The organism is Nocardiopsis moroccensis (assembly GCF_055763695.1).
On record NZ_CP199747.1, the window covers coordinates 3,553,608 to 3,576,029 of the forward strand.

The window sequence follows — 22,422 nt, forward strand, 5'->3', positions numbered from 1 at the left end:
ACAGGATAGTGCGCGCCCGGCGGTCAACAGGCGGACAGGATTTCCTCCACCAGAGCCCGGGGGTCGGCCAGGCACCGCCAGGCGGGGACCACCACCACGAGGTCCTCGGTGGCCTGGTTGAGGGCCTCGCCCCTGGCCAGCAGGCGCCGTAGGGAGGGTCCGTCCGGTTCCCGGTCGAGCAACAGGACCACGCGCCGGGCGCCGTAGCTGACCACCAGGTCCGCGGTCAGGCCGCGGATGCTCTCGCCCACGGCCACGTCCGTGCCCGCCGCGTGCAGGGCGTCCACCAGGGCGGCGCCCACCGGGTCGGCCCCGGGCCGGGGGTGCCCGGTGAGCAGTTCGCCCAACGGCCCCTGGCCGTCGGACCAGTACGCGCGGTCGCCCACAGCCACGAGCCGTCTCCGGGTACGGGTGAGCACCGACGACCACAGGTGGGTCATCCCGCGCACCCGGCGTTCGGCGATGGCCGGAGCCCCGGCCGCCAGCATCGGTGAGAGCACGGTGACGTCGACGGCCGCGGTGTCGCGGTCCAGCATCGCGGGCCCGCCGACCCGCACCGGGCGGCTCAGCGTGCGCTGGCGCAGCAACCTGCGGACCAGCGCCACCTGCGGCTGCATCGGAGCCACCACTGCCAGACCGTGCCCCTCCGGCAGCTCCCGGTCGAGCTCGGCCACGACCACGGCCACCCGGTAGGCCTCCTCCCGGTTGACGTAGGAGGAGCCCGGAGCCGCCTCGCACTCCCCGCTGACGTCGCGCCAGTCGAGGACGGGCGCGTCGGCGGGTCCGGGACGGCCCGGCACCCTGACCCGCCCGCCGTAGCAGTGCCGGGACGCGGCCTCGGCCAGGGCCTCGGGCGCCCCCTCGTGTTCGTCCAACCACAGCACCGGCGGTCCGGCCTCCCGCGCCGCGTGCAGCGCCGAACCCGTGCCGTGCCGCAGCGCGCGGTCGTCCAACTGGTCGGCGGCGAGTCCGGCGGCGGCCAGGGCCCGGCGCTCCTCCTCCGGCTCCAGCACGGTCCCCGGTCCGGGATGGGCGGGATCGCCCGCCACCACGGCACGGTTGGCCCGGTAGAGCGCCGGTAGCAGTTCGCCGACCCGGGTCTGTTCGGCGCCCACCACGACGACCAGGTCGAATAGGCCGGCCTGTGGCGGCAGGGAGCGGACCTGGTCGGTACGGCACACCCAGACGGGCAGGGTGTCGAGGAGGTTGGCCAGCCCGGGCCAGCCCTCTCCGTGGTTCCAGTTGAGCGTTTCGAGACGGTTCTCGACCGCCGTGCGGCCGCGCCGGAGACGGGGACCGGTGACGGCGGCCAAACAGTCGGAGCCGGCTCGCCGGTGAGCGGCCAGAGCATCGGCGAGTTCTTCGGTGAGTTCGTTCAGGGGCGCGCACCGTGTTCTGCGGTCCACCGCCTCGCGCCACTCGCTCTCCAGGCGGGCCACCGAGCCCAGCTGGCTCAGCCCTTCGGGGTCGGTGGCCACCCCCAGCTCCCGGCGGACGGCAGCCCGGTGGCGCAGCCCGCCCAGACCGCCGGCGGCCGCGCGTTCGGCGCGGTACAGCCAGTACTCGGGGCCGCCGCGTTCGGGAGTGAAAAGGCTGTCGGGGTCCCAGCCGCGGGCGATGCTGCGGCTGCGTTCCTCGGCCAGGCGGGCGAGGACGTGCCCGCCCGAGGCCATCGTGTCCATGGCCGCCCAGACCTGCAGGACCCTGTTCCAGGACGCGGCCGGCTCAGCCCGGTGGGAGGTGTCCTCCTCCCCGGGGCCCGGCGGGCTCGCGACGGGCGGGGCGTCGGAGTCCCGGGCGAGCAGCCCGGTGAGGAGGCGGTGCTCCGCGGCACGGTGTCCGGGCCCACCCGCTCGGACCGCGGGGTGGCCCGGCGCGGTGTCGGCCCGGGCCAGGACCTCGTCGAGGTCGGCCTCGGTGCGGCCGCACACCAGGATCCGCTGGCCGTGGGTGACGGCGGTGCGGGCCAGGGCGTCGACCAGGTCGTGGAGCCCGCTTCCGGGCGGGGCGGCGACCACGGTGAGCTGCTCGCGCATGGCGGAGCGCAGGACCGTGTACTGGGCCTGGCCGAGGAAGGTGGTCGAGACGGGCACCGGTGCCGGATTGTGGTCATCGGTTCCGGGCGCGCGACGTTGGGACCGGGCACTCCTGCGCAGGAGGCCGGGGGCCGTCCGCGGTGCGGCGCCCCGGTCGCGCGGGACGCCGCGGAGCAGGGGCTCCAGAGAGGTGCCCGGGACGGCGTCCGGGTCGAGCCCGTCGCGGTCCGCGGGGTCCAGGTCGGCGAGAACGCCCTCGGCACCGCCCCACTCCTGCGCGCCGTCCGGCCCACCGGGCCCGGCGCGGAAGAGCACGGCGGTGTTGTGGGCCCCCTCGGCAAGCGCACGGGGTCGGCCCCGGGTGCCGAGCGGGGCGATGTCGTCGACCCGTTCGATCTCCAGCCGGGTGAGCAGGGTGCGCACCTTGGCCGCCAGGTCGGCGACGGCGGCGGGGCGCCGGGAGGTGTCGGGGGCCCCGGCGCGGAGCCGGGCACGCAGTTCGAAGAGGTCCTCGGGGTCGGTGATACCGAGCCGGGCGAGGAGGGCCGCGTTGATGTCGGGCGGTCCCACGGCGCGGACCAGCGGGGCGGCGCCGTCCGCACGGCCGCCGTGTTCCTCGGCCCCGTCCGCGGCCCGAACGTCCACGGTGAGCAGCGGCAGGACCACGCGCTCCGGCCCCCGCCCCAGGACCACGAGGGGGTAGCCGTAGCGCAGGGCCTGGCCGTGGCGTCCGGCCAGGCGCAGGACCCGTGCGCCCTCCGGGTGCAGCACAAGCGTGTCCCTGGCTCCGCTGAACAGCAGTTCGGGGCCGGCGGGCAGGCAGGCGCAGGCGTCGGAGCCCAGGTGCTCGGCCCGCACGGTGTGGGTGTGCACGGCCTCCCTGCGCAGGCAGGCCCGGAGGTAGGCCAGGAAGGCGCGGACCCCGCCCTGGTCCACCGGGGGGCTCCAGAGCAGGGAGGCGGCGCCGATCCCGGTCCTGCCGGTCTGACCGTATCCACCGGGAGCGTGTCCGCCGGGCGGCGGATACGGCCCGGTTCCGGTGATCTGTTCGTCGTCCCGCAGTGACCTCACGAGCCCCCCTGACCGTCCGACCTTTGGTGACCAGACGACTACTCCCCGCTATCAGGGTTCATTGTGGTGCATTTTCCGCGGAGCTGCCCGGGGAACGCCGGAACCCGTCACCACTTCGGCCCCTGACCGCCGGGACGGGTCAGGACCGGCCCTCGCGCACGCGCAGGGCGATCCACAGTTCCGTGCGGTGGTCCGGATCGTCCAGGTCCCCGGGGAGCAGCTCCCGGATACGCCTCATCCGGTAGCGCAGGGTGTGCCGGTGCACGCCCAACCGTTCGGCGGCTGCGTCCCAGCGCCCCGAGGCGGCCAGGTAGGCGCGCAGCGAGGCGAGGAGTTCGGGGGCGCCGCGCTGGTCGTCGATCGGGGCGAGCAGGTCGTCGGCCAGCCTGGCGCCTTCGGGGGTGTCCAGCAGACCGAGGAGACCGCCCGGCAACAGGTCGAAGCGCTGGAGGGCGCTGCCGTCCTCCACCGCGGCCGTGCGGGCGCGCTCGGCCTGGGCCCGGGCGGCGGCCAGGTCCGGGTAGCCGACCGGGGCACTCAACCCCACGGGGCCGTCCAGGACCTCACCGAACACGCTCTCCTCCGTGGCCGCGGCCGCCAACAGCACCGTGCACCCCTCGTGCTCGGTCACCAGGGCCCCCTCGGGCAGGGGCCCCTCGGGTTGCGCCCCCTCCGCGACGGCCACCGCCACGGGTTCGGCGGGCAGGACCGCGCGCAGCCCGGAGGCGCCCGGGTGCAGCGGGTCGAGGGCTCCGTCGAGCAGGGCCGAGAGCACGCCCGCGCGCAGCAGGCCGACCCGACCCGGGGACGAGCGTTCGAGTTCGAGGGAGAGCAGCGACACCGCCGCGTTCACCAGGGTGCGGTCCTCGGATCCGGACACCCGCACCCCACCGACCGCCAGGAACCCGCGGGCCCGGCGCCCCGTGGACAGGGGCTGGACAAAGACCCGGTCGTCCCGGGAGGCCACCGAGACGCTGGACCTGGGGCCCGCGCCGCGCAACCGGGAGAGTTCCGCGGTCAGCCCTGGGGCGCGGTCGGCCGCGGTGGCGGGGGCCGCGTGCCGGACGGAGCCGTCGGGTGCCAGCAGCAGGACCCACCCGCCCAGTTCCCGGGCGAGCCGGTCCACGACGGCGGACGCCCCGGTGAGCGCCGCCCGGGTGAGTTCGCGCTGGGCGTTGAAGGCCCGGTTCAGCCCCTCGTACTCCTCTTTGGCCAGCAGCCGTGATACCTCCTTGCCGACCGCGATGAAGGGCGTCCGGCGGTCGACCTCGAGCAGGGCGACGCCGAACTCCTCGGCGGCGGCGCGCAGCTCCCCGGGAGTCTCCTCGAAGTTGACCGCGGCGCCGAAACCGAGTCCGGCGACATCGCGTTCCGCCAGGCGGCGCACGTAGGCGCGCAGGTCGGGCAGGCGTTCGACCCACCGCACGCCGGTGGTGAGCACCAGTTCTCCCCCGGCGAGGTAGGGGGTGGGGTCGCCGAGCTCGCTGACCGCCACCCACTCCACCTGACGGTGCACCCGGTCCTGCCCGGCGAGCAGCCTCAGGCGCAGGTGGGGTGTGCGCAGCAGGGCCCCCAGTGTCGGCGGCATCCGCCTCTCCCCCCGTAGCTCTACCCGTGGTCCGCCACGCCCTGACGCAATGGCGCAGGACGCTCATTCGATTATCCACTGTGTCCATGGGTGTCCGGTTCGACGCGGCCTAGTGTCTTGCGAGTCCGCACCCCGTACCACCACTCCACAGGGAGGCAGCCGTATGGCCCCGACCGAGGTCGCCCAGTCCCGCCGGATCGTCACCGAGATCCCCGGCCCCAAGTCCCGCGCGATCCAGCAGCGCCGCTCCTCCGCCGTCGCCCAGGGCGTGGGCAGTGTGCTGCCCGTGTACGTGGAGCGCGCGGGCGGCGGCATCGTCGAGGACGTCGACGGCAACGCCCTGATCGACTTCGGCTCCGGCATCGCCGTGACCAACGTCGGCAACGCGAACCCCCGCGTGGTGGAGCGCGCCGCCGAACAGCTCGGCCGCTTCACGCACACCTGCTTCATGGTCAACCCGTACGAGGCGTACGTGGAGGTCTGCGAGGCGCTCAACCGGATCACCCCGGGCGACCACGAGAAGCGTTCGGTCCTGCTGAACTCGGGCGCGGAGGCGGTGGAGAACGCCGTCAAGGTCGCCCGCAGCGCCACCGGGCGCCAGGCCGTCGTGGTGTTCGACCACGCCTACCACGGCCGCACCAACCTCACCATGGGCCTGACCTCGAAGAACATGCCCTACAAGCAGGGGTTCGGTCCGTTCGCGGGCGAGATCCACCGGATGCCCATGGCCTACCCCTACCGCTGGCCCACGGGCCCGGAGAACTGCGGCCCCGAGGCGGCGGCCGCGGCGATCGACCAGATCGCCAAGCAGGTCGGCGCCGAGAACGTGGCCGCGCTGGTCATCGAGCCGATCCAGGGCGAGGGCGGCTTCATCGAACCCGCCCCCGGTTTCCTGCCCGCGCTGGCGGAGTTCTGCCGCGCCAACGGGATCGTGTTCGTCGCCGACGAGGTGCAGACCGGTTTCGCGCGCACCGGCGACATGTTCGCCTGTGACCACGAGGGGGTCGTGCCGGACCTGATCGCCACCGCCAAGGGCATCGCGGGCGGCCTGCCCCTGGCCGCGGTGACCGGCCGCGCCGAGCTCATGGACGCCGTGCACGGCGGCGGTCTGGGCGGCACCTACGGCGGCAACCCGGCCGCCTGCGCGGCGGCACTGGCCTCGCTCGACGTCATCGAGTCCGAGGACCTGACCGGCCGGGCCCGGGAGATCGGCGAGCTCATGCTGGACCGTCTGCGTTCCTTCGCCGACAGGTTCGACGTGGTCGGCGACGTGCGCGGCCGCGGCGCGATGATCGCGATCGAGCTGGTCTCCGACGGCAGGACGCCCAACCCCGAGGCCGTGGCGCAGGTGCTCGGGCACTGCCACTCCCGCGGTCTGGTCCTGCTGAGCGCGGGTACCTACGGCAACGTGATCCGCATGCTTCCGCCGCTGGTCATCAGCGATGAGCTGCTCAACGAGGGCCTGAACATCCTGGAGGAGGCCCTGGCCGGGCTGTAGTCCGCCGGAGCGACGGGCCGCGCGCTGGGGCGTCTCCGGGGCGGCGCCTCAGCGCTCGTTGCGGACCGAGTCCAGCGACAGCAGCGCCACGTGCAGCGACAGGCACGTCTCCACCGACTCCAGGTCCGCGTCGAGCACGTTGGAGATCCGGCGCAACCGTTCGTAGAAGGCCGGTCGGGACAGGTGCGCGCGGCTCGCGGCCAGCGCCTTGTTGCGTCCCGCGCCGAGGTAGTGGCGCAGCATGTCGGCGAGGTCCCCGCCGTGCCTGGCGTCGTGGTCCAGGAGCGGGCCGAGTTCGCGCTCCACGTAGGTCTGGAGGCGCTCGTCGTCGCGGAACAGGTGCAGCAGCCCGCGCAGGTGCAGGTCGGGCAGCCGGTAGAAGGGGCGCCGGTCGCTCTGCTTGATGGCCACGTCGCCGACCTGGCGGGCCTCCAGGAAGGATCGGCGCACCTCGCGGATACCGTCGGCGGTGGAACCCACCGCCAGTACGGCCGCGTCCCCGACAGCTCCCCGCAGGCGGTCCGCGAGCAGGTGCAGTGCGGCGTCCAGGCCCTGCCGGTTCGGCAGGGCCAGCAGGATGCCCACGCGCAGGTCGTCCAGGGAACCCACCAGGGCGGGCAGGCGGAGTTCACGGCAGGCCCTGGCCGCGCCCTCGGCGGTGTCGGACAGGCGGGCCTGGGCGGCCAGGCCCGTCCCGCCCTCGCGCAGGCGTAGGACGAGTCCGACCAGTTCACGGCCGTTGAGGGGCACCCCGACCGCGCGGGCCCGGACCAGGGCCTCCTCGGGGTCGGAGTAGGCGCGGTCGATGATGCCCGCGATGATCGTGCGGTGGGTTTGGCGCTCCAGGCTCTCCTGGTGGCGTTCCAGCAGGCGACCCAGGGCGAGGGTGGTGGCCGCGCGCTCGATGAGCATGGTCTGGCGAGCGGTCGGCGTGGCTCCGGCGATGAGGATCAGGCGGCCCCAGTCCTGCCCCCGGGCGCCGACCGGGGTGACCAGCCACCCGGTGGCGGGCGCGTGCACGGTACGGGTTCCGGTGCGGATCGCGCGTGAGCGGCTCTCCCAGGAGGTCAGCAGGGTCCCGGGGTCCTCGCCGTTGAGGTCGCAGGCCAGGACCTGGTGGGTGAGGTTCTCCAGGACGATCGGGCAGCCGGAGAGCTGGGCGGCCTCGTGCAGGATCTGTCCGGTGTCGGCCCCCTCGACGGAGAGCTGGGTGAAGACCGAGTGGAGCTTCTCGGACTCGCGCAGCTCCTCCAGCTGTTCGTTGACCACCCGGATGTGCACGGCCTCGGTGATCTCGACGAAACGCGCCTCCCGGTCGAGCAGGATGACGGGGATCCGGGCGTCGCGGGCGGCGTCGAGGAAGGCTCTGGGGAGTTCCGCGTGGTACTTGCGGCCGAGCTCGACCGCGATGCCGCTGACCCCGGCGTCGGCGATGTCCTCGATGTAGCGGCGCAGGGCGTCGGGGTCGTCGGGCATGGCGATGCCCGTGCTGAGTACCAGCTCCCCACCGCGCAACAGGTGGGCGAGGTCGGTGACCTCGGCGATGTGCACCCAGCGCACGGCCACGTCCAGGTACTCGGAACCGGCCACCACACGGGGCCGGGCTCGCTGCAGGGCGGGGAGTCGGAGGACCTCGGCAAGGGTGGGAAGCACCCCGACAGTCTAGGACGTTCTGTCAGCCAGGAGGGCATTTCGCTTTACATCGTGCACCCGCGGACAGGGCTGTGAGCTCCGCTTCCACAGTCCGGCGGGCACTTTACAGACCGTAAACGCGCCCAGCATGTTGTCAACATGCTGATCCTGGCCATGCTCTCCGCTCCCGGGGAGACTGAGGGCATGTCGGAACTGCTCTCCCGCCACCGCGCGGTCATGCCCTCCTGGTTGCCCCTGTACTACGAGTCCCCGCTGGAGATCGTCAGCGGCAGGGGCGCCCGTGTCACGGACGCCGAAGGGCGCACCTACCTGGACTTCTTCACCGGCATCGTGACCAACATGCTCGGTTACGACGTCGCCGAGGTGCGCGAGGCGGTGGAACGCCAGATCGCCAAGGGGGTCGTGCACACCTCCACCCTGTACCTCATCCGCTCCCAGGTGGAGCTGGCGGAGAAGATCGCCCGCCTGTCCGGGATCCCCGACGCCAAGGTGTTCTTCACCAACTCCGGCACCGAGGCCAACGAGACCGCCCTGCTCCTGGCCACGCACGCGCGAGGCAGCGACGAGGTGCTGGCCATGCGCGGCAGCTACCACGGACGCTCCTTCGGCACCGTGGCGGTGACCGGCAACAAGGCCTGGAAGAACTCCTCGCTGTCGCCGCTCAACGTGCACTACCTGCACGGCACCGACCACGCCTCCCCCGCCTTCCGCGGACTGTCCGAACGCGAGTACATCGACGTGTGCGTGGCCGACCTGCGCGAGGTCCTCGACACCGCCGCACCCGACGTGGCCTGCCTGATCGCCGAACCGGTCCAGGGCGTCGGCGGGTTCGCGATGCCGCCGGACGGCCTGTACGCCGCCTACAAGGAGGTTCTCGACGAACACGGCATCCTGTTCGTCTCCGACGAGGTGCAGACCGCCTGGGGACGGACCGGGACCAGCTTCTTCGGGATCGGCAACCACGGAGTGACCCCGGACGCCATGACCTTCGCCAAGGGGCTCGGCAACGGCTTCGCCGTGGGCGGTGTCGTGGCCCGCGGCGACCTGATGGACGGACTCACGGCACTGGGCGTGGCCACCTTCGGCGGCAACCCGGTGTCCATGGCCGCGGCCGGGGCCACCCTCGACTACGTCCTGGAGCACGACCTCCAGGGCAACGCGCTGCGCCAGGGCGCCACGGTCGTCCAGGGCCTGCGCGAGCTGCGCGAACTGCCGTGCGTGAAGGACGTCCGGAGCAAGGGCCTGATGTTCGCGATCGAGATGGTCGACCCGGAGACCGGCGCCCCCTCCGCACCGCTGGCGGGGAGGGTCCTGGAGGCCACCCGGGAACGCGGCCTGCTGGTGGGCAAGGGCGGCGTGCACGGCAACGTGCTGCGCATGGCCCCGCCGCTGACCCTGTCGTCCGAGGAGGCCGCCGAGGGCCGGGACATCCTGCTGGACGCCGTCCACGCGGTCGCCGACCGGGCCTGAGACCCGGCCCGTGACGAGGAAGAAGAGGAAACCATGAGCGAGCACGTCACCCACTGGATCGGCGGCAGGGCGCACGAGGGGCCCGCCGGACGCACCGGGGACATCTACAATCCGGCTTCCGGCCAGGTCACCGGCACGGTGGACCTCGCCGGCCCCGAGGAGGTCGGAGCCGCCGTGGCCGCGGCCGCAGCGGCCTTCCCGGGGTGGCGGGACACGTCGTTGTCCAGGCGCGTGCAGACGCTGTTCCGATTCCGGGAACTGCTGCGCGCCAACAGCGACCGACTGGCCGCCCTGGTCAGCGCCGAACACGGCAAGGTCCTCTCCGACGCCCGGGGCGAGGTGGCCCGGGGGCTGGAGGTCGTCGACTTCGCCTGTGGCATCCCGCACCTGCTCAAGGGCGGCTACTCCGAGAACGTGTCCACCGGGGTGGACTCCTACTCGATCCTCCAGCCGCTCGGCGTGGTCAGCGGGATCACCCCGTTCAACTTCCCGGCGATGGTCCCGATGTGGATGTTCCCGGTGGCGATCGCCTGCGGCAACACGTTCGTGCTCAAGCCCAGCGAGAAGGACCCCTCCGCGTCGCTGCTCCTGGCCGAGCTGTGGGCCGAGGCCGGGCTGCCCGACGGGGTCTTCAACGTGGTCCACGGCGACAAGGCCGCGGTGGACGCGATCCTGGAGCACCCGGACGTGGCCGCGGTCAGCTTCGTGGGGTCGACCCCGATCGCGCGGTACGTCTACCGGACCGCCTCCGAGCACGGCAAACGGGTGCAGGCGCTGGGCGGCGCCAAGAACCACATGGTCGTGCTGCCCGACGCCGACCTGGACCTGGCGGCGGACTCCGCGGTCTCGGCCGGGTTCGGCTCCGCCGGCGAGCGGTGCATGGCCATCTCCGCGGTCGCGGTGGTGGACTCGGTCGCCGACGACCTCCTGGAGCGGATCAGGGAGCGCGTCGCACGGCTGCGCGTGGGCCCCGGCGACGACGACCGCAGCGAGATGGGTCCGCTCGTCACCCGTGAACACCGGGACAGGGTCGCTTCCTACCTGGAGTCGGGGGTCCGCGAGGGCGCGACCCTGGCCGTCGACGGACGGGTCCACCCGGTCCTGGGCGGCGACCCGGAGGGATTCTGGCTGGGCCCCTCCGTCCTGGACCACGTCGGTCCGCGGATGTCCTGCTACCAGGAGGAGATTTTCGGCCCGGTGCTGAGCATGCTCCGGGTCGGCGACTACGACGAGGCCGTCAGCCTGGTCAACGACAACCCCTACGGCAACGGGACCGCGATCTTCACCAACGACGGCGGCGCCGCACGGCGCTTCCAGAACGAGATCGAGGTGGGCATGGTGGGCATCAACGTGCCCATCCCGGTGCCCATGGCCTACTACTCCTTCGGCGGCTGGAAGCAGTCGCTGTTCGGTGACTCGCACGTGCACGGCACGGAGGGTGTTCACTTCTACACCCGCACGAAGACGGTCACGGCCCGCTGGACCGACCCGGGCAAACGGCCCGAAGGCGGCGTCAACCTGGGCTTCCCGACCAACGGCTAACCGGAGTTCACCGAAATAACGGTCGGATGTCTCTCACTGACGGTCTACGGAGTGCGACACGGAGTATCGTTGTGCACCGACGCCCCTCACGGGGCGTGGCCGTGGGCCACGTACGTCACGAGAGACCATCCTGGATGGACACGCTCATTTCCCCTCCTCCCCATGGAAGCGGGCGTGTCAGCGGAAGCGCTCCGGGTCCGCACGACTCCCCCCGGACCCGGAGCGCGACCGTCTCCTCCTCTTCGCTTCCCCTCTTCGCCGACCGACCGCCACCCGTCAGCGGGCCGCGACCAACGGTTCGCCCGCGGAGACCGGCTGGTAGCCGATGATCCCCGCGCACTCGTCACATCCGTACACGTGACTCCCGTCCGGCTGTTCGCCCAGGACCCGGCGGGGCCGGGGCCACTTGGTGTGGCAGACGGCGCAGGCATCCCCCATGCGCTGCGCCCTGCTCAGCCAGCTCGGGTCGTAGACGTAGCTCTCGGATGCGGTGTCAGGCGTCGTGTCTGGTTTGCACATCGTGCTCGTTCCGCGCAATGTCCTTGCTCCCCCCGTGGTTTAGGACAGTCTGGCGGGCCGATAGTTACCGGCTCTTAATTGAATCAGAAGCTCTCGGCGCCTGGAAGGGCCCGGACCGATCTAAATCACTCCGTGCACGGCGATCATAACCCTAAGTAACGGACCCTGGGAAGACCCCAGAACACAGTCGGTTTTTCATACGAAGCGCCAGAAATGTACGGACGGAGGGGGACCTGGGGCTCAGTCCTCGCCCTGTGGGGTGACCCCGAAACGGCGCAGCGACAGCGCCGGATTAGTGACACGCACCGCCTCCACACGCGCGGCCGAAACCCGGGCGGAGGCGACCTCGAAGGTCTGCTCCCCCAGTGCCGCGAGCGCGGTCCCCATCGGGTCGATCACCATGCTGTCGCCCGCCCCCGTGGGCGCCGCCTGCCCCGCCGCGGCCACGTAGACCGTGTTCTCGATGGCGCGCGCCCGGGCCAGCGTGCGCCAGTGGTCCTCCTTCAGCGGACCGGGCACCCACTGGGCGGCCAGCAGCACCACGTGCGCGCCGGCGTCGGCGATCCGCCGCGTCACCTCGGGGAAGCGCAGGTCGTAACAGGTCTGGAGACCGAAGACCACGTCGTCCACGGTGAAAGTCTCCGGCGCCTCGATCGGGCCCGGGGCCACCACGTCCGACTCCTTCACCCCGAAGGCGTCGTAGAGGTGGATCTTGCGGTAGAGCGCGATCCGCTCGCCCTCGGGAGAGAGCGCGACGAGCGTGTTGGTGAAGTGGGTGGCGCCCTCGCCCTCGGACTCGTTCACCCCCAGCACGAGGTACACGCCCTCGCGGCGGGCGGTGTCCGCGGCGTCCGCGAGGAAGGGGCCGTCCAGGGGCTCCGCGGCCTCGACGTAGCGGTGGTCGGTGCGCGGCGCGGTGAACATCGTGTACTCGGGAAACAGCACTACCCGCGCCCCGTCGGCGGCCGCACGGGCGGTCAGCTCCGCCACCGAACGCCGGTTCTCGGCCTTGTCCTGACCCGGCGCGAACTGGGCGACCGCGACCTGCACCATCGAACTTCCCCCTCGTGGCCTGGACGCGACCCCTCCGGCCGCGCCGAACGTGCCCCGAGTGTACGTCCCCGGCCCGGACGGCCCCTTGCGCGATGACTGAACAGGCGTTTAACCTATTGAACATGGGTTCAAGGAAGAAGGCTCCTCCCGACGAGGACCTCAGCACCCGCGCGCGCATCCGCGACGCGGCCGTCGCCTGTTTCGGCGAACAGGGGTTCGGCGTCACCGTGCGCGCCATCGCGGAGCGGGCGGGGGTCTCACCCGGGCTGGTCATCCACCACTTCGGCAGCAAGGCCGAGCTGCGGGAGGCCTGTGACGAGCACGTCAGGCGGGTCGTCTACGAGACCAAGAAGGAGTCGGTGAGCCGCCCCAGCGCGGACGGGATGGCCCGCTCGCTCCAGGAGATCGACAGGTACTCCGGGCTGCTGGCCTACCTCTTCCGCTCCATGCAGACGGGCGGGGACCTCGGCCGCCACCTGTACGAGGCGATGGTGGCCGACGTGGAGAGCTACCTGGAACTGGGCGTGCGGGAGGGCACCGTACGGCCCAGCCGGGACCCGGCCAAGCGGGCCCGCTGGCTCGCCGCCAACGGTTTCGGGTCGCTCCTGGTGCTCGCCACCATGTACCAGGACCAGGAGAACCCCGACTTCGGCCAGGTCCTGCGCGACTGGCAGGAGCAGTACGTCCTCCCGGCCCTGGAGGTGTACACCGAGGGCCTACTGGTGGACCGCACCATGCTGGACGGCTACCTGCTCTACGTCAGCGATCCCCCGGCGGAACGCTGACCTCCCCCAGAACAGAGGATCCCCACCGGACCAGGAGCCGCACCACCATGACCGCACCCGTCATCGACGCCCGCGGCGTCGACAAGTACTTCGGACGCTTCCAGGCGCTCGACAAGCTCGATCTCACCGTGGGAGCCGGCCAGGTCGCCGGGTTCCTCGGCCCGAACGGCTCGGGCAAGTCCACCACCATCCGCGTCCTGCTCGGCCTGCTCCGCGCCGACTCCGGCAGCGTCCGACTCCTGGGCGGCGACCCGTGGAAGGAGGCCGTCACCCTGCACCGGCGCTTGGCCTACGTGCCCGGGGACGTCTCACTGTGGTCGAACCTCACCGGAGGCCAGGCCATCGACCTGCTGGGCCGCCTGCGCGGCGGGCTCGACGCCCGGCGCAGGAAGGACTTCCTGGAACGCTTCGAACTCGACCCCACCAAGAAGGCCCGGACCTACTCCAAGGGCAACCGGCAGAAGGTCGCCCTGGTGGCGGCACTGGCCTCCGACGCCGAACTGCTCATCCTCGACGAACCCACCTCCGGCCTGGACCCGCTGATGGAGGCGGTGTTCACCGAGTGCGTACGCGAGGTCAAGGAGGAGGGGCGCACGGTCCTGCTCTCCAGCCACATCCTGTCCGAGGTCGAGAAGCTCTGCGACACCGTGACCATCATCCGGCAGGGACGCGCCGTGGAGTCGGGGACCCTGGACGACCTGCGCCACCTGACCCGCTCCACCGTGCACGCGGAGGTCGAGGGCGACCCCGCCCCCCTCTCCGCCCTGCCCGGGGTGCACGACCCGGAGATCGACGGCCGCCGGATCTCGTTCTCGGTGGACCACGAGCACCTGGGGCCGGTCCTGAGCGAGGCCACCTCCCTGGGGGTGCGCTCCCTGGTGAGCAACCCGCCCTCGCTGGAGGAACTGTTCATGCGCCACTACGGCGACGAGACGGCCGCACCCGACGGCGGCACCGAGGGAGGTGAGCGCAGGTGAGCGGCTTCACCGGCACCGGAACGCTGACCCGGTTCATCCTGCGACGCGACAGGATCCGCCTGTCGGTGTGGACCCTGGCACTGGCCGGGACCACCGCCGCCACCGTCCCCGTCCTGGACGACATGTTCTCCACCGAGGAGGAGCGCCAGGGCCGCGCCGCCCTGATGGACACGCCGACCGGCATCGTCTTCGGCGGCCCCGGGTACGGGCTGGACGACTACACCCTCGGTCCGATGATGGTCAACGAGATGACCATGACCCTGCTCATCGCCATGGCGGTGATGAGCATCCTGCACGTCATCCGGCACACCCGGGCCGAGGAGGAGAGCGGGCGCGCCGAACTGCTGCGCGCCAACGTCCTGGGTGGCGGAGCGCCGATGGCCTCCGCCCTGCTGACGATCACGCTGGTCAACCTGCTCATCGGCGGGACCATCGCGCTCACGCTGATCGGCTTCGACCTGGCTGCCGCGGACTCGCTCGCCTACGGCCTGGGCCTGGCGCTGGGCGGGATCACCTTCGGCGCGATCGCCGCCGTGTGCGCCCAGGTCTCCGGGCACGCACGCACCGCCTCGGGGCTGGCCTTCCTGGCCGTGGGCGTCCTCTTCATGCTCCGCGTGGTGGGGGACATGGCCGAGTCCGGCGGCAACCTGCTCTCCTGGCTCTCCCCGTTCGCCTGGGGGCAGCAGGCCCAGCCCTTCCACGATCTGCGCTGGGCCCCGCTCGCCCTGTACGGCCTGGTCATCGTGGCCCTGGTGGTCGCCGCCCACCTGCTGTCCGGCCGCCGTGACCTGGGCGCCGGCCTGGTCGCGGCCCGCCCCGGCCCCGGTGGGGCCGGTCGGCTGCTGCGCGGTGTGACCACCCTCCAACTGCACCAGCAGCGCGGCTCGATCATCGTCTGGACGCTGGCGGTCCTGCTGTTCGCGGTCTCCTTCGGCACCCTCGCCGCCGAGGTCGAGGGGATGTTCGAGACCAACCCGGACCTGCAGGCGGTCTTCGGCACCGGTGTGGACGACCTGATCGGCGGGTTCCTGTCCTTCGTCACCAGCTACGTGATCATGGGCGCCGCGGCCTTCGGCGCCCTGTCCGTGCTGCGGCTGCGCGCGGAGGAGAACTCCGGCCGTACCGAACTGGTCCTGGCCACCGCGGTGGGCCGGGTGGCCTGGCTCGGTTCCGCACTGGTGGTGGCCGCCCTGTCGACCCTGTTCGTCGTGGTGGCGGGCGGCCTCGGGCTCGGCCTGGGCGCCGCCGCCGTCCTGGAGGACGGGGCGTGGGTCGGCCGACTGCTGGAGGCGGTACTGGCCCAGCTTCCGGCGGCCCTGGTGTTCGGCGCCCTGGCGGCCCTGCTGCTGGGGGCCGCCCCGAGGCTGACCGGCCTGCTCTGGCTGTGGCTGGGGTACAGCATCCTGGCCACCGTGATGGGCGGTCTGCTGGAGTTCCCGGAGTGGGCGATGAACCTCAGCGCCTTCGAGATCCTGCCGCGGCTGCCGGTGGAGGACTTCGAGCCCCTGCACTACGTCCTGTACGCGGGTGCGGTCCTCCTCCTCGGTGCGCTGTCGCTGGTCGGGTTCCGCAACCGGGACCTGGCCACGGCCTGAGACCGCAGGACCGCCGCCGGGGATCACTCCTCGGGGGCGGTCCACTCGCGTGCGGCGTCACGCAGCCGGGTCAGCCGGTCCCAGTGCTCGGCGACGGTGCCCCGCCCGGCCGGGGTGAGGCTGATCGTCGTGCGCGGGCGCCCCTCGGAGGTCTTGAGGATCTCCACGATGCCCCCCGCCTCCAGCTTGGACAGGTGGCTGGACAGGTTGCCCTTGGACAGTCCGGTGATCCGCTGCAGGAAGAGGAAGTCAGCGCTCTCACAGGAGAGCAGGGCGCTGGTGATCGCCAGCCGCGAGGGTTCGTGCACCAGGCGGTCGATCTCCGCCATGTCCTCGAAGGGCGTGCCCATGGTCAGTCGGTCTCGCTCTCTGCCACCGGTCGAAGGGTGCGCACCAGCGTACGGTGATCGAGCAGCCCGTTCACGACGAACATGGCGGCCACCAGCAGGAGGAGCACGTTGGGACTCGTGATCTCGAAGGGGTGGGCACCCGACGGGGTGAGCGCGCCGAGCGGAAGCACGAAGAGCACCAGCGCGACCGCCGCGGACACCAGGTAGTGCGGACGCATCCTCCAGTACCAGCCGGCGGTCAGCACGAACAGCCCCGCCAGCAGCAGGCCGTAGATCCACAGGCCCTGCCGGTCGAAGGAGTTGGCGATCACGACCGCGGCCAGGAAGGCGCCCAGCACCAGGACGGTCACGCAGGCCTGGGCCAGGGCCCGGTTCGGTGAGCGCAGCGGACGCACGTCACCGAACCGCTTCCGGTAGTGGCGCCGGATCAGGACGTAGAGAGCGGTCACCACGGGCACGCCGAGGATCAGCGCCTCCAGCCGCCCCTGGTCCATGAAGACCAGGAAGATCAGGAAGACCCCGAAGAGGACCGTGTACAGGCCCTGGTAGTCGAGGTAGTTGGCGGTGACGTGGCGGATCCGTTCGAGCCGGTCGAGTTCGTGGGGGGCTGTCATCCGAACCTCCGGTTTGTAGTGCAAACCTTTTCTGCACGATAGGCGAGACCCCTTTGGTTGGCAATGCAGACCTGGATGCTTTCGCTCGTCACCGGGTAACCCGCCCGAGAGGGGGAGCTAACCCCGAGAGGAGCCGTGGTGAGGCGCACCCTGATCGTGGCCGCGGTGGTGGCGCTTGTACTGGTGGTGCTGTTGGGACTCCTGTGGGCCATGCAGAGATCGGTCGTCTACGTGCCCCTGGGCGGGGAGCCGCCGTCCGCAGCCGAGGTGATCGAGGGCGCCGAGGACGTGCGCCTGCGCACCGGGGACGGACTCGAACTCGGCGGCTGGTTCGTTCCCGCCCGGGACGCGGACCGGGAGACCGCCGTGCTGGTGGCCAACGGCAACGCGGGGAACCGGGAGAGCCGGGCGCCCCTGGCCCGCGCCCTGGCCGCCAACGGGTTCTCCGTGCTGCTGTTCGACTACCGGGGCTACGGCGGCAACCCCGGAAACCCCTCCGAGGAGGGGCTGGCCGCCGACATCCGCGCCGCCGCCTCCCTCCTGGAGGAGCGGGGCTTCGGCCCCGCAGACACGATCTACTTCGGGGAGAGCCTGGGCGCCGCGGTGGTCGCGGGCCTGGCCGCCGAACGGCCGCCCGCCGCGCTGTTCCTGCGCTCGCCGTTCAGCTCCCTGGCCGACATGGGCGCCCACCACTACCCGTTCCTGCCGGTGCGCCTGCTGCTGCGGGACCGTTACCCGGTGACGGAACGGGTCGCGGGGATCGACCGGCCCACCAGCGTGCTCGCCGGCGACGCCGACCGCGTCGTGCCCCCGGAGCAGAGCCGTGCGGTGGCCGGGGCCAGCGCGAACCTGTTCGAGGAGGTCGTGCTGCCCGGAGCCGGCCACAACGACCCCGAGACCGTCCACGGCCCCGAGGTGGTGCGGGCGTTCGTCCGCCTGGCCGACCATGTCGGCTGAGGGTGCTCGGGTCTCCCCCCGAAGCGGCTCCGGGTCAGAGGGGCAGGACGTCCATCGCCCAGCCGGGGGCCAGGACCAGGACGAGGAAGCGCGCGGTGCGGGTGGCGAAGGTGACCGCGCAGAACAGCACGATGTTCATCCGCAGGACCCCCGCCAGGACAGCCACCACCATGAACGGCGGCACGCTCGCGAAGGAGCTGAGGGCGAGCAGGCCCGCGCCCCAGGCGGGGCGCTCCTCGGCCTTCGCCCGCCAGCGGGCGGTCCGCTCGGCCCACCTGCCCGGGGTGGCGGCCTTCCGCCTGAGCCAGGGCGCGGTGATCGTCCCGTACCCCACGTAGTAGTAGGGGATCTTGCCGAGCGTCTGCCCCGCAGCCGCGGCCACAGCCATCGCGACGAGGGCGCCGTCGCCGTTGAGGGCGGCGGCGCCCAGCAGGTAGACCTCGATGTTGATGAGCGGGACCAGCCCTGCCGCGGTGGCCACCACGAAGGCCAGGGCGGTCTCGACCACCTCGGGCTACTTCTCGGCGGCGGCGAGCTGTCCGCAGGCGCCGTCGATCTCCTGGCCGCGGGTGTCGCGAACGGTCACCGACACCCCGTGGGACTGGAGCCGCCGCACGAACTCGCGCTCGTCCTCCGGGCGCGAGGCCGTCCACTTCGACCCCGGGGTGGGGTTGAGCGGGATGAGGTTGACGTGCACCAGGTGGCCCTTGAGGAGCTTGCCCAGCAGGTCGGCCCGCCAGGCCTGGTCGTTGATGTCCTTGATCAGCGCGTACTCGATGGAGACACGGCGGCCGGTGGTCCCGGCGTAGCGCCAGGCGGCGTCCAGGACCTCCTGGACCTTCCACCGGGTGTTGATCGGCACCAGTTCGTCCCGGAGCTCGTCGTCCGGGGCGTGCAGCGAGATCGCGAGACGGACCTGCATCCTCTCGTCGATGAGTTTGTTGATCGCCGGGACCAGGCCGACCGTGGAGACGGTCACGCCGCGCTGGGAGATGCCCATGCCGGCCGGGACCGGGTCGGTGATCTGGCGGACGGTCTGCAGCACCCGCTTGTAGTTGGCCATGGGCTCGCCCATGCCCATGAACACGATGTTGCTGATCCGGCCCGGGCCGCCGGCGACCTCGCCGCGATCCAGGTCGCGGGCGCTGGCGACCACCTGCTCGACGATCTCGCCGGTGGACAGGTTGCGGGTCAGGCCCGCCTGGCCGGTGGCGCAGAACGGGCAGTTCATACCGCATCCGGCCTGGGAGGAGATGCACAGGGTGACGCGGTCCGGGTAGCGCATCAGCACCGACTCGAACATGACCCCGTCGAAGGCCTTCCAGAGGGTCTTGCGGGTCATCCCGTTGTCACAGGTGATGTGCCGGACCGGGGTGAGCAGCGTGGGCAGCAGCGCCTCACCGAGCTTCTCCCTGGAGGCCTCCGGGAGGTCGGTCATCTTGGCGGTGTCCGACTCCAGCCCGCCGTAGTAGTGCTTGGCGATCTGCTTGGCCCGGAAGGGTTTCTCGCCCAGCTCCCTGACGACCTCCTGCCGCTCTTCGGGGCTGAGGTCGGCCAGGTGCCGGGGCGGCTTGGCGCGACGGGGTGCGACGAATGTGAGCTCGGCGGGCATAAGAATCCGTAAGGAGTGGAGTCGGTGGACTGCGCCCGGCGCGGGAGGGATGTGGTGCCGCGGGTCGTTATACGACCTATACGCGACCGCGGTGCTGCTCCGCCTGTCAGGGCACTAGCGTCGATTCTACTTAATGTGGGGACAGCCCGGGCAGGTCCGCCCCGGCGGCAGCCACGACAACACGAGAGCCCGTCGGTGCCTGGGAGGGCCGGTGACCGAGATCGACGTCCTGCTCGACGAGATCAGTCCTTATCAGAGCCGTCGTGTCGTCGTCGAGTGCGACTCCCACACCACGGCCGCCTACCTGCTGGACGCCCGTGAGCGCATCCGGGTCCCGGTGTGGCTGGCCAACCACGAGATCGCACCCCTGGAGAGCGATTCGAGCGGTCTCTACCAGGGCCGGGCGCCGCTGATGCCGGAGGCCTACACCAAGCACCCGCAGGGGCGCCCCCGCTTCGACCCGGCCACGCTGCGCGCGGTGTGGTTCGAGGAGGGCGACGGGGTGGCCCTCGTGGACGAGGAGGGCCTGCTCGCGGTGATACCGGGCTGGGCGGAGGCCGACAGCGGCCTGCCGGGGTACGCCCGGGAGGCGATCGGACGCAGCGCCTACGCCTGGGAACTGGACTCGGTGCGGAACCAGCTGTGGCCGCGGGTGGTGCACGCGGAGGCGTACTGGGACTGGCGGCGGGCCTCGGGCGCCTGGCGCAGCGTGCAGCGGACGGTGCTGAGCCATCTGAACCGCCGGGTGGGCGAGGCCGGACACTACTGGGACGTCTCGGACGGGCACCCGCCGCTGCTGCGGGTCTCGGAGCGCCCGCCCTCGCAGGAGCGGCCGTTCACCGTCCTGTCCACGGTGGGCATGTGCGGGCAGCGGATGCCCACCCTGGACCGGTACATGGCCGACACCTCGGGGTACGCCCGGGTGGAGCTGGCGCTGGCCACCACGCTGCCCGCGCACCACGCGGCGCGGATCTTCCGGTGGATCGGGGCGTTTCCGTGGCGGGCGGTCACCTGGTTCGGGGCCGGGCACACGGTCAAGTGGCTGGACAACCCCGAGGACCGGGCGATGCGCCGGGGCGCGGGCGCGGTCCTGTTGCTGGAGGACCCCGGGGCCCTGGTGGACGACCCCTACCGGACACCGCCGGACACCTCAGGACTGACCTTCCAGGGCGACCCGGTGCGGTGGCTGTGGATCGTGCCGATCAGCCGCCCCGAGCACCTGTTCGCCAAGGAGCACGACAGCGCCACCCTGGTGGAGAAGCTGGCCGCGGAGGGCCGCAGCTGGGTCCTGGACTAGGAGCACTCCCCCAGCACTGGGTCCTGGATCAGGAGCACTCCCCCGGGTCCCGGACCGACCGCGCGGCCCGGCGCCGGGCCGCGCGGCGCCCCCGAAAAAGGATTGCCCCCGCCTCCGCGTTCGGAGAGAGTGCTCCGGTCGGCAGGCTGACCACGGGGACGGATCCGAGATGACGCAGACGAAGGGCTCCGGCCCCGGTATCACCGCGCCACTGGCGTACCGGCCCTTCCGTGCCCTGGTCGCGGGCCGGGTCCTGATGCTCTTCGGCAACGGTATGGCTTCGGTGGCCCTGGCCTTCGCGGTACTGGACGTGACCGGATCCCTGGCCCAGGTGGGGCTGGTGGTGGGCGCGCGCTCGGCCGCCAATGTGTCCCTCCTGCTGCTGGGCGGGGTCCTCGCCGACCGGTTGCCGCGCACCCTGGTGATCCAGGGCGCCTGCGTGCTCGCGGCGCTCTCCCAGGGGCTGCTGGCGCTGTCCCTGCTCACCGGTACGGCCTCGTTGGCGCTGATGGTCGCGCTGAGTCTGCTGAACGGGGCCGCGGCCGCCGCCAACCTGCCCGCCGTGGCGGCGCTGACCCCGCAGACCGTGCCGCACGCCCTGCTGCGCCAGGCCAACGCCCTGGCGGGGATCGCCAAACAACTGGGGATGTTCGCCGGGATGTCGGCTGGCGGCGTGGCCGTGGGACTCCTGGGACCGGGGTGGGCGATCGGCGCGGACGCGGTGATGTTCGCCGCGGCCGGGGTGGCCTTCCTCTTCCTGCGGGTGCCGTCCACGGCGGTGCCGGGCGGCAAGAGCGTGCTGCGCGACCTGCTGGAGGGGTGGAGCGAGTTCGTGGCGCGGCCATGGGTGTGGATCATCGTGTTGCAGTTCATGGTGGTCAACGCCGGGTGGTCGGCGGCCACCTCGGTGCTGGGCCCAGGGATCGCCGACGCCGCGTTCGGGCGGACCGTCTGGGGGCTGCTGATGGCGACCAACAGCGTGGGGCTGCTGGTGGGCGGTGTGTTGGCGGCCCGGTGGCAACCGCAGCGGGCGCTGTTCTACGGCACGGCGCTGGTCACCGTGCAGACGTTGCCGTTCTTCGTGCTGGCCGACCCCTCCCCGGTGGTGCCGCTGCTGTTCGCGGCGATGTTCGTCGCCGGGGCGGCGGTGGAGCAGTTCAGTGTGGCGTGGGAGGTCTCGGTACAGGAGAACGTCCCGCCGGAACGGCTCTCGCGGGTGTACTCCTACGACGCGCTGGGCTCGTTCGTGGCGATGCCGGTGGGGCAGATGGCGATCGGACCGGTCGCGGAGGCGATCGGACCCGGCCGGTCGCTGCTGGTCGTGGCGGCGCTGACGCTGACGGCGACGCTGGCCGCGGTCTGCGCGCGGAGCGTGCGTTCGCTACGTCGTCGGTGAGGTGCGGGGGCGGCCGGCGCCGCGGCGGTCGCGGACCTGGCGGAACACATGGTGGAGTCGGGCCATCTCCTCGTCACTGAAGCGTTCGACGAAGCGGAGCAGGGTCGCGTCGGGGTCGGGACCGGTTTCGAGGACCTCGCCCATCACCCGGGCCGTGTACTCGGCGTGGCTCTCCCTGGGCCAGTAGACCCAGGCGCGACCGTGCTTCTCCCGGTCCAGCAGTCCCTTGTGGAAGAGGATGTTCGCGACCGTCATGACGGTGGTGTAGGCGATGTCCCGGTCGTAGACCATGCTCTCCCGGACCCCGCGTACGGACAGCGGCCCCTCCGAGCGCCACAGGGCACCCATGATGGCCGCCTCCAGTTCCCCGAGCCCCCTCATGCGCCTCCCCCACCCGATGTGTCGGTGT

Annotated in this window: 19 protein-coding genes; 9 read left to right on the top strand and 10 right to left on the bottom strand. The window is 72.0% G+C overall.

The window, feature by feature from the left end:
* Nucleotides 1-23: 23 nt before the first annotated feature.
* Nucleotides 24-3,107, bottom strand: coding sequence for a DEAD/DEAH box helicase (locus ACUKCB_RS15790; protein ID WP_473036381.1), 3,084 nt, complete (start codon nucleotides 3,105-3,107; stop codon nucleotides 24-26).
* A gap of 139 nt (nucleotides 3,108-3,246) precedes the next feature.
* Nucleotides 3,247-4,695 carry a PucR family transcriptional regulator ligand-binding domain-containing protein gene (locus tag ACUKCB_RS15795; RefSeq protein WP_473036382.1) on the bottom strand — a complete coding sequence of 483 codons (1,449 nt, stop codon included), beginning with the start codon at nucleotides 4,693-4,695 and terminating at the stop codon, nucleotides 3,247-3,249.
* A 163-nt stretch (nucleotides 4,696-4,858) separates the two neighbouring features.
* Between ACUKCB_RS15795 and gabT the strand changes: the two genes are divergently transcribed.
* Entirely contained in the window at nucleotides 4,859-6,193 is a 1,335-nt protein-coding gene (gene gabT, locus ACUKCB_RS15800) for a 4-aminobutyrate--2-oxoglutarate transaminase (protein WP_473036383.1), read from the top strand.
* Between the two features lie 48 nt (nucleotides 6,194-6,241).
* On the opposite strand, the gene ACUKCB_RS15805 is transcribed toward gabT, so the two are convergent.
* Nucleotides 6,242-7,846 (bottom strand): PucR family transcriptional regulator, encoded by a 1,605-nt coding sequence (locus tag ACUKCB_RS15805; RefSeq protein WP_473036384.1) that lies wholly within the window; start codon nucleotides 7,844-7,846, stop codon nucleotides 6,242-6,244.
* A gap of 183 nt (nucleotides 7,847-8,029) precedes the next feature.
* Here ACUKCB_RS15805 and ACUKCB_RS15810 point away from each other — a divergent pair, with 183 nt between their 5' ends.
* Together ACUKCB_RS15810 and ACUKCB_RS15815 are read left to right on the top strand one after the other, a co-directional pair.
* Nucleotides 8,030-9,316: an aspartate aminotransferase family protein gene (locus ACUKCB_RS15810; protein WP_473041025.1), complete on the top strand. Its 1,287-nt coding sequence runs from the start codon at nucleotides 8,030-8,032 to the stop codon at nucleotides 9,314-9,316.
* 33 nt (nucleotides 9,317-9,349) lie between these two features.
* On the top strand, nucleotides 9,350-10,858 hold the full coding sequence (locus ACUKCB_RS15815) for a CoA-acylating methylmalonate-semialdehyde dehydrogenase (RefSeq protein ID WP_473036385.1): 1,509 nt from the start codon (nucleotides 9,350-9,352) through the stop codon (nucleotides 10,856-10,858).
* 276 nt (nucleotides 10,859-11,134) lie between these two features.
* Here the strand turns inward: ACUKCB_RS15815 and ACUKCB_RS15820 are convergent, their stop codons facing one another.
* Together ACUKCB_RS15820 and ACUKCB_RS15825 are read right to left on the bottom strand one after the other, a co-directional pair.
* Nucleotides 11,135-11,377, bottom strand: coding sequence for a hypothetical protein (locus tag ACUKCB_RS15820; protein ID WP_473036386.1), 243 nt, complete (start codon nucleotides 11,375-11,377; stop codon nucleotides 11,135-11,137).
* Between the two features lie 240 nt (nucleotides 11,378-11,617).
* The gene (locus ACUKCB_RS15825; RefSeq protein WP_473036387.1) at nucleotides 11,618-12,430 is read right to left on the bottom strand and encodes a carbon-nitrogen hydrolase family protein; all 813 of its coding nucleotides are present in this window, start codon (nucleotides 12,428-12,430) and stop codon (nucleotides 11,618-11,620) included.
* A 122-nt stretch (nucleotides 12,431-12,552) separates the two neighbouring features.
* Here ACUKCB_RS15825 and ACUKCB_RS15830 point away from each other — a divergent pair, with 122 nt between their 5' ends.
* The 3 genes from ACUKCB_RS15830 to ACUKCB_RS15840 are packed head-to-tail and all read left to right on the top strand — an operon-like array spanning nucleotide 12,553 to nucleotide 15,787.
* Nucleotides 12,553-13,215: a TetR/AcrR family transcriptional regulator gene (locus ACUKCB_RS15830; RefSeq protein WP_473036388.1), complete on the top strand. Its 663-nt coding sequence runs from the start codon at nucleotides 12,553-12,555 to the stop codon at nucleotides 13,213-13,215.
* Between the two features lie 47 nt (nucleotides 13,216-13,262).
* Nucleotides 13,263-14,192 carry an ABC transporter ATP-binding protein gene (locus ACUKCB_RS15835; RefSeq protein WP_473036389.1) on the top strand — a complete coding sequence of 310 codons (930 nt, stop codon included), beginning with the start codon at nucleotides 13,263-13,265 and terminating at the stop codon, nucleotides 14,190-14,192.
* The gene (locus tag ACUKCB_RS15840) at nucleotides 14,189-15,787 is read left to right on the top strand and encodes an ABC transporter permease (protein ID WP_473036390.1); all 1,599 of its coding nucleotides are present in this window, start codon (nucleotides 14,189-14,191) and stop codon (nucleotides 15,785-15,787) included. Before ACUKCB_RS15835 ends, ACUKCB_RS15840 begins: the two co-directional genes overlap by 4 nt.
* Nucleotides 15,788-15,810: 23 nt before the next feature.
* Here ACUKCB_RS15840 and ACUKCB_RS15845 read toward each other — a convergent pair whose 3' ends face one another.
* Nucleotides 15,811-16,137 carry a transcriptional regulator gene (locus tag ACUKCB_RS15845; RefSeq protein ID WP_473036391.1) on the bottom strand — a complete coding sequence of 109 codons (327 nt, stop codon included), beginning with the start codon at nucleotides 16,135-16,137 and terminating at the stop codon, nucleotides 15,811-15,813.
* A 2-nt stretch (nucleotides 16,138-16,139) separates the two neighbouring features.
* Complete coding sequence (locus ACUKCB_RS15850; RefSeq protein WP_473036392.1) at nucleotides 16,140-16,751, bottom strand: hypothetical protein; 612 nt, start codon at nucleotides 16,749-16,751, stop codon at nucleotides 16,140-16,142.
* A gap of 138 nt (nucleotides 16,752-16,889) precedes the next feature.
* Here ACUKCB_RS15850 and ACUKCB_RS15855 point away from each other — a divergent pair, with 138 nt between their 5' ends.
* Nucleotides 16,890-17,708, top strand: a complete 819-nt coding sequence (locus tag ACUKCB_RS15855) for an alpha/beta hydrolase (RefSeq protein ID WP_473036393.1) — start codon at nucleotides 16,890-16,892, stop codon at nucleotides 17,706-17,708.
* A 34-nt stretch (nucleotides 17,709-17,742) separates the two neighbouring features.
* On the opposite strand, the gene ACUKCB_RS15860 is transcribed toward ACUKCB_RS15855, so the two are convergent.
* Both ACUKCB_RS15860 and rlmN read right to left on the bottom strand, forming a co-directional pair.
* On the bottom strand, nucleotides 17,743-18,216 hold the full coding sequence (locus ACUKCB_RS15860; RefSeq protein WP_473036394.1) for a hypothetical protein: 474 nt from the start codon (nucleotides 18,214-18,216) through the stop codon (nucleotides 17,743-17,745).
* 6 nt (nucleotides 18,217-18,222) lie between these two features.
* The gene (gene rlmN, locus ACUKCB_RS15865) at nucleotides 18,223-19,320 is read right to left on the bottom strand and encodes a dual-specificity RNA methyltransferase RlmN (RefSeq protein ID WP_473036395.1); all 1,098 of its coding nucleotides are present in this window, start codon (nucleotides 19,318-19,320) and stop codon (nucleotides 18,223-18,225) included.
* Nucleotides 19,321-19,531: 211 nt separating this feature from the next.
* Between rlmN and ACUKCB_RS15870 the strand changes: the two genes are divergently transcribed.
* Both ACUKCB_RS15870 and ACUKCB_RS15875 read left to right on the top strand, forming a co-directional pair.
* Nucleotides 19,532-20,617, top strand: coding sequence for a suppressor of fused domain protein (locus tag ACUKCB_RS15870; RefSeq protein WP_473036396.1), 1,086 nt, complete (start codon nucleotides 19,532-19,534; stop codon nucleotides 20,615-20,617).
* Between the two features lie 169 nt (nucleotides 20,618-20,786).
* A complete protein-coding gene (locus tag ACUKCB_RS15875; RefSeq protein ID WP_473036397.1) occupies nucleotides 20,787-22,013 on the top strand; it encodes an MFS transporter in 1,227 nt (408 codons plus the stop codon).
* On the opposite strand, the gene ACUKCB_RS15880 is transcribed toward ACUKCB_RS15875, so the two are convergent.
* A complete protein-coding gene (locus ACUKCB_RS15880; RefSeq protein ID WP_473036398.1) occupies nucleotides 21,999-22,394 on the bottom strand; it encodes a BlaI/MecI/CopY family transcriptional regulator in 396 nt (131 codons plus the stop codon). The genes ACUKCB_RS15875 and ACUKCB_RS15880 overlap by 15 nt on opposite strands.
* Between the last annotated feature and the right edge of the window lie 28 nt (nucleotides 22,395-22,422).

Coding starts and splice junctions, on each gene's coding strand:
- ACUKCB_RS15795 (WP_473036382.1), bottom strand. CDS start 4,695: ATGCCGCCGACACTGGGGGCCCTGCTGCGCACACCCCACCTGCGCCTG.
- gabT (WP_473036383.1), top strand. CDS start 4,859: ATGGCCCCGACCGAGGTCGCCCAGTCCCGCCGGATCGTCACCGAGATC.
- ACUKCB_RS15810 (WP_473041025.1), top strand. CDS start 8,030: ATGTCGGAACTGCTCTCCCGCCACCGCGCGGTCATGCCCTCCTGGTTG.
- ACUKCB_RS15815 (WP_473036385.1), top strand. CDS start 9,350: ATGAGCGAGCACGTCACCCACTGGATCGGCGGCAGGGCGCACGAGGGG.
- ACUKCB_RS15820 (WP_473036386.1), bottom strand. CDS start 11,377: ATGTGCAAACCAGACACGACGCCTGACACCGCATCCGAGAGCTACGTC.
- ACUKCB_RS15825 (WP_473036387.1), bottom strand. CDS start 12,430: ATGGTGCAGGTCGCGGTCGCCCAGTTCGCGCCGGGTCAGGACAAGGCC.
- ACUKCB_RS15830 (WP_473036388.1), top strand. CDS start 12,553: ATGGGTTCAAGGAAGAAGGCTCCTCCCGACGAGGACCTCAGCACCCGC.
- ACUKCB_RS15835 (WP_473036389.1), top strand. CDS start 13,263: ATGACCGCACCCGTCATCGACGCCCGCGGCGTCGACAAGTACTTCGGA.
- ACUKCB_RS15845 (WP_473036391.1), bottom strand. CDS start 16,137: ATGGGCACGCCCTTCGAGGACATGGCGGAGATCGACCGCCTGGTGCAC.
- ACUKCB_RS15850 (WP_473036392.1), bottom strand. CDS start 16,751: ATGACAGCCCCCCACGAACTCGACCGGCTCGAACGGATCCGCCACGTC.
- rlmN (WP_473036395.1), bottom strand. CDS start 19,320: ATGCCCGCCGAGCTCACATTCGTCGCACCCCGTCGCGCCAAGCCGCCC.
- ACUKCB_RS15875 (WP_473036397.1), top strand. CDS start 20,787: ATGACGCAGACGAAGGGCTCCGGCCCCGGTATCACCGCGCCACTGGCG.
- ACUKCB_RS15880 (WP_473036398.1), bottom strand. CDS start 22,394: ATGAGGGGGCTCGGGGAACTGGAGGCGGCCATCATGGGTGCCCTGTGG.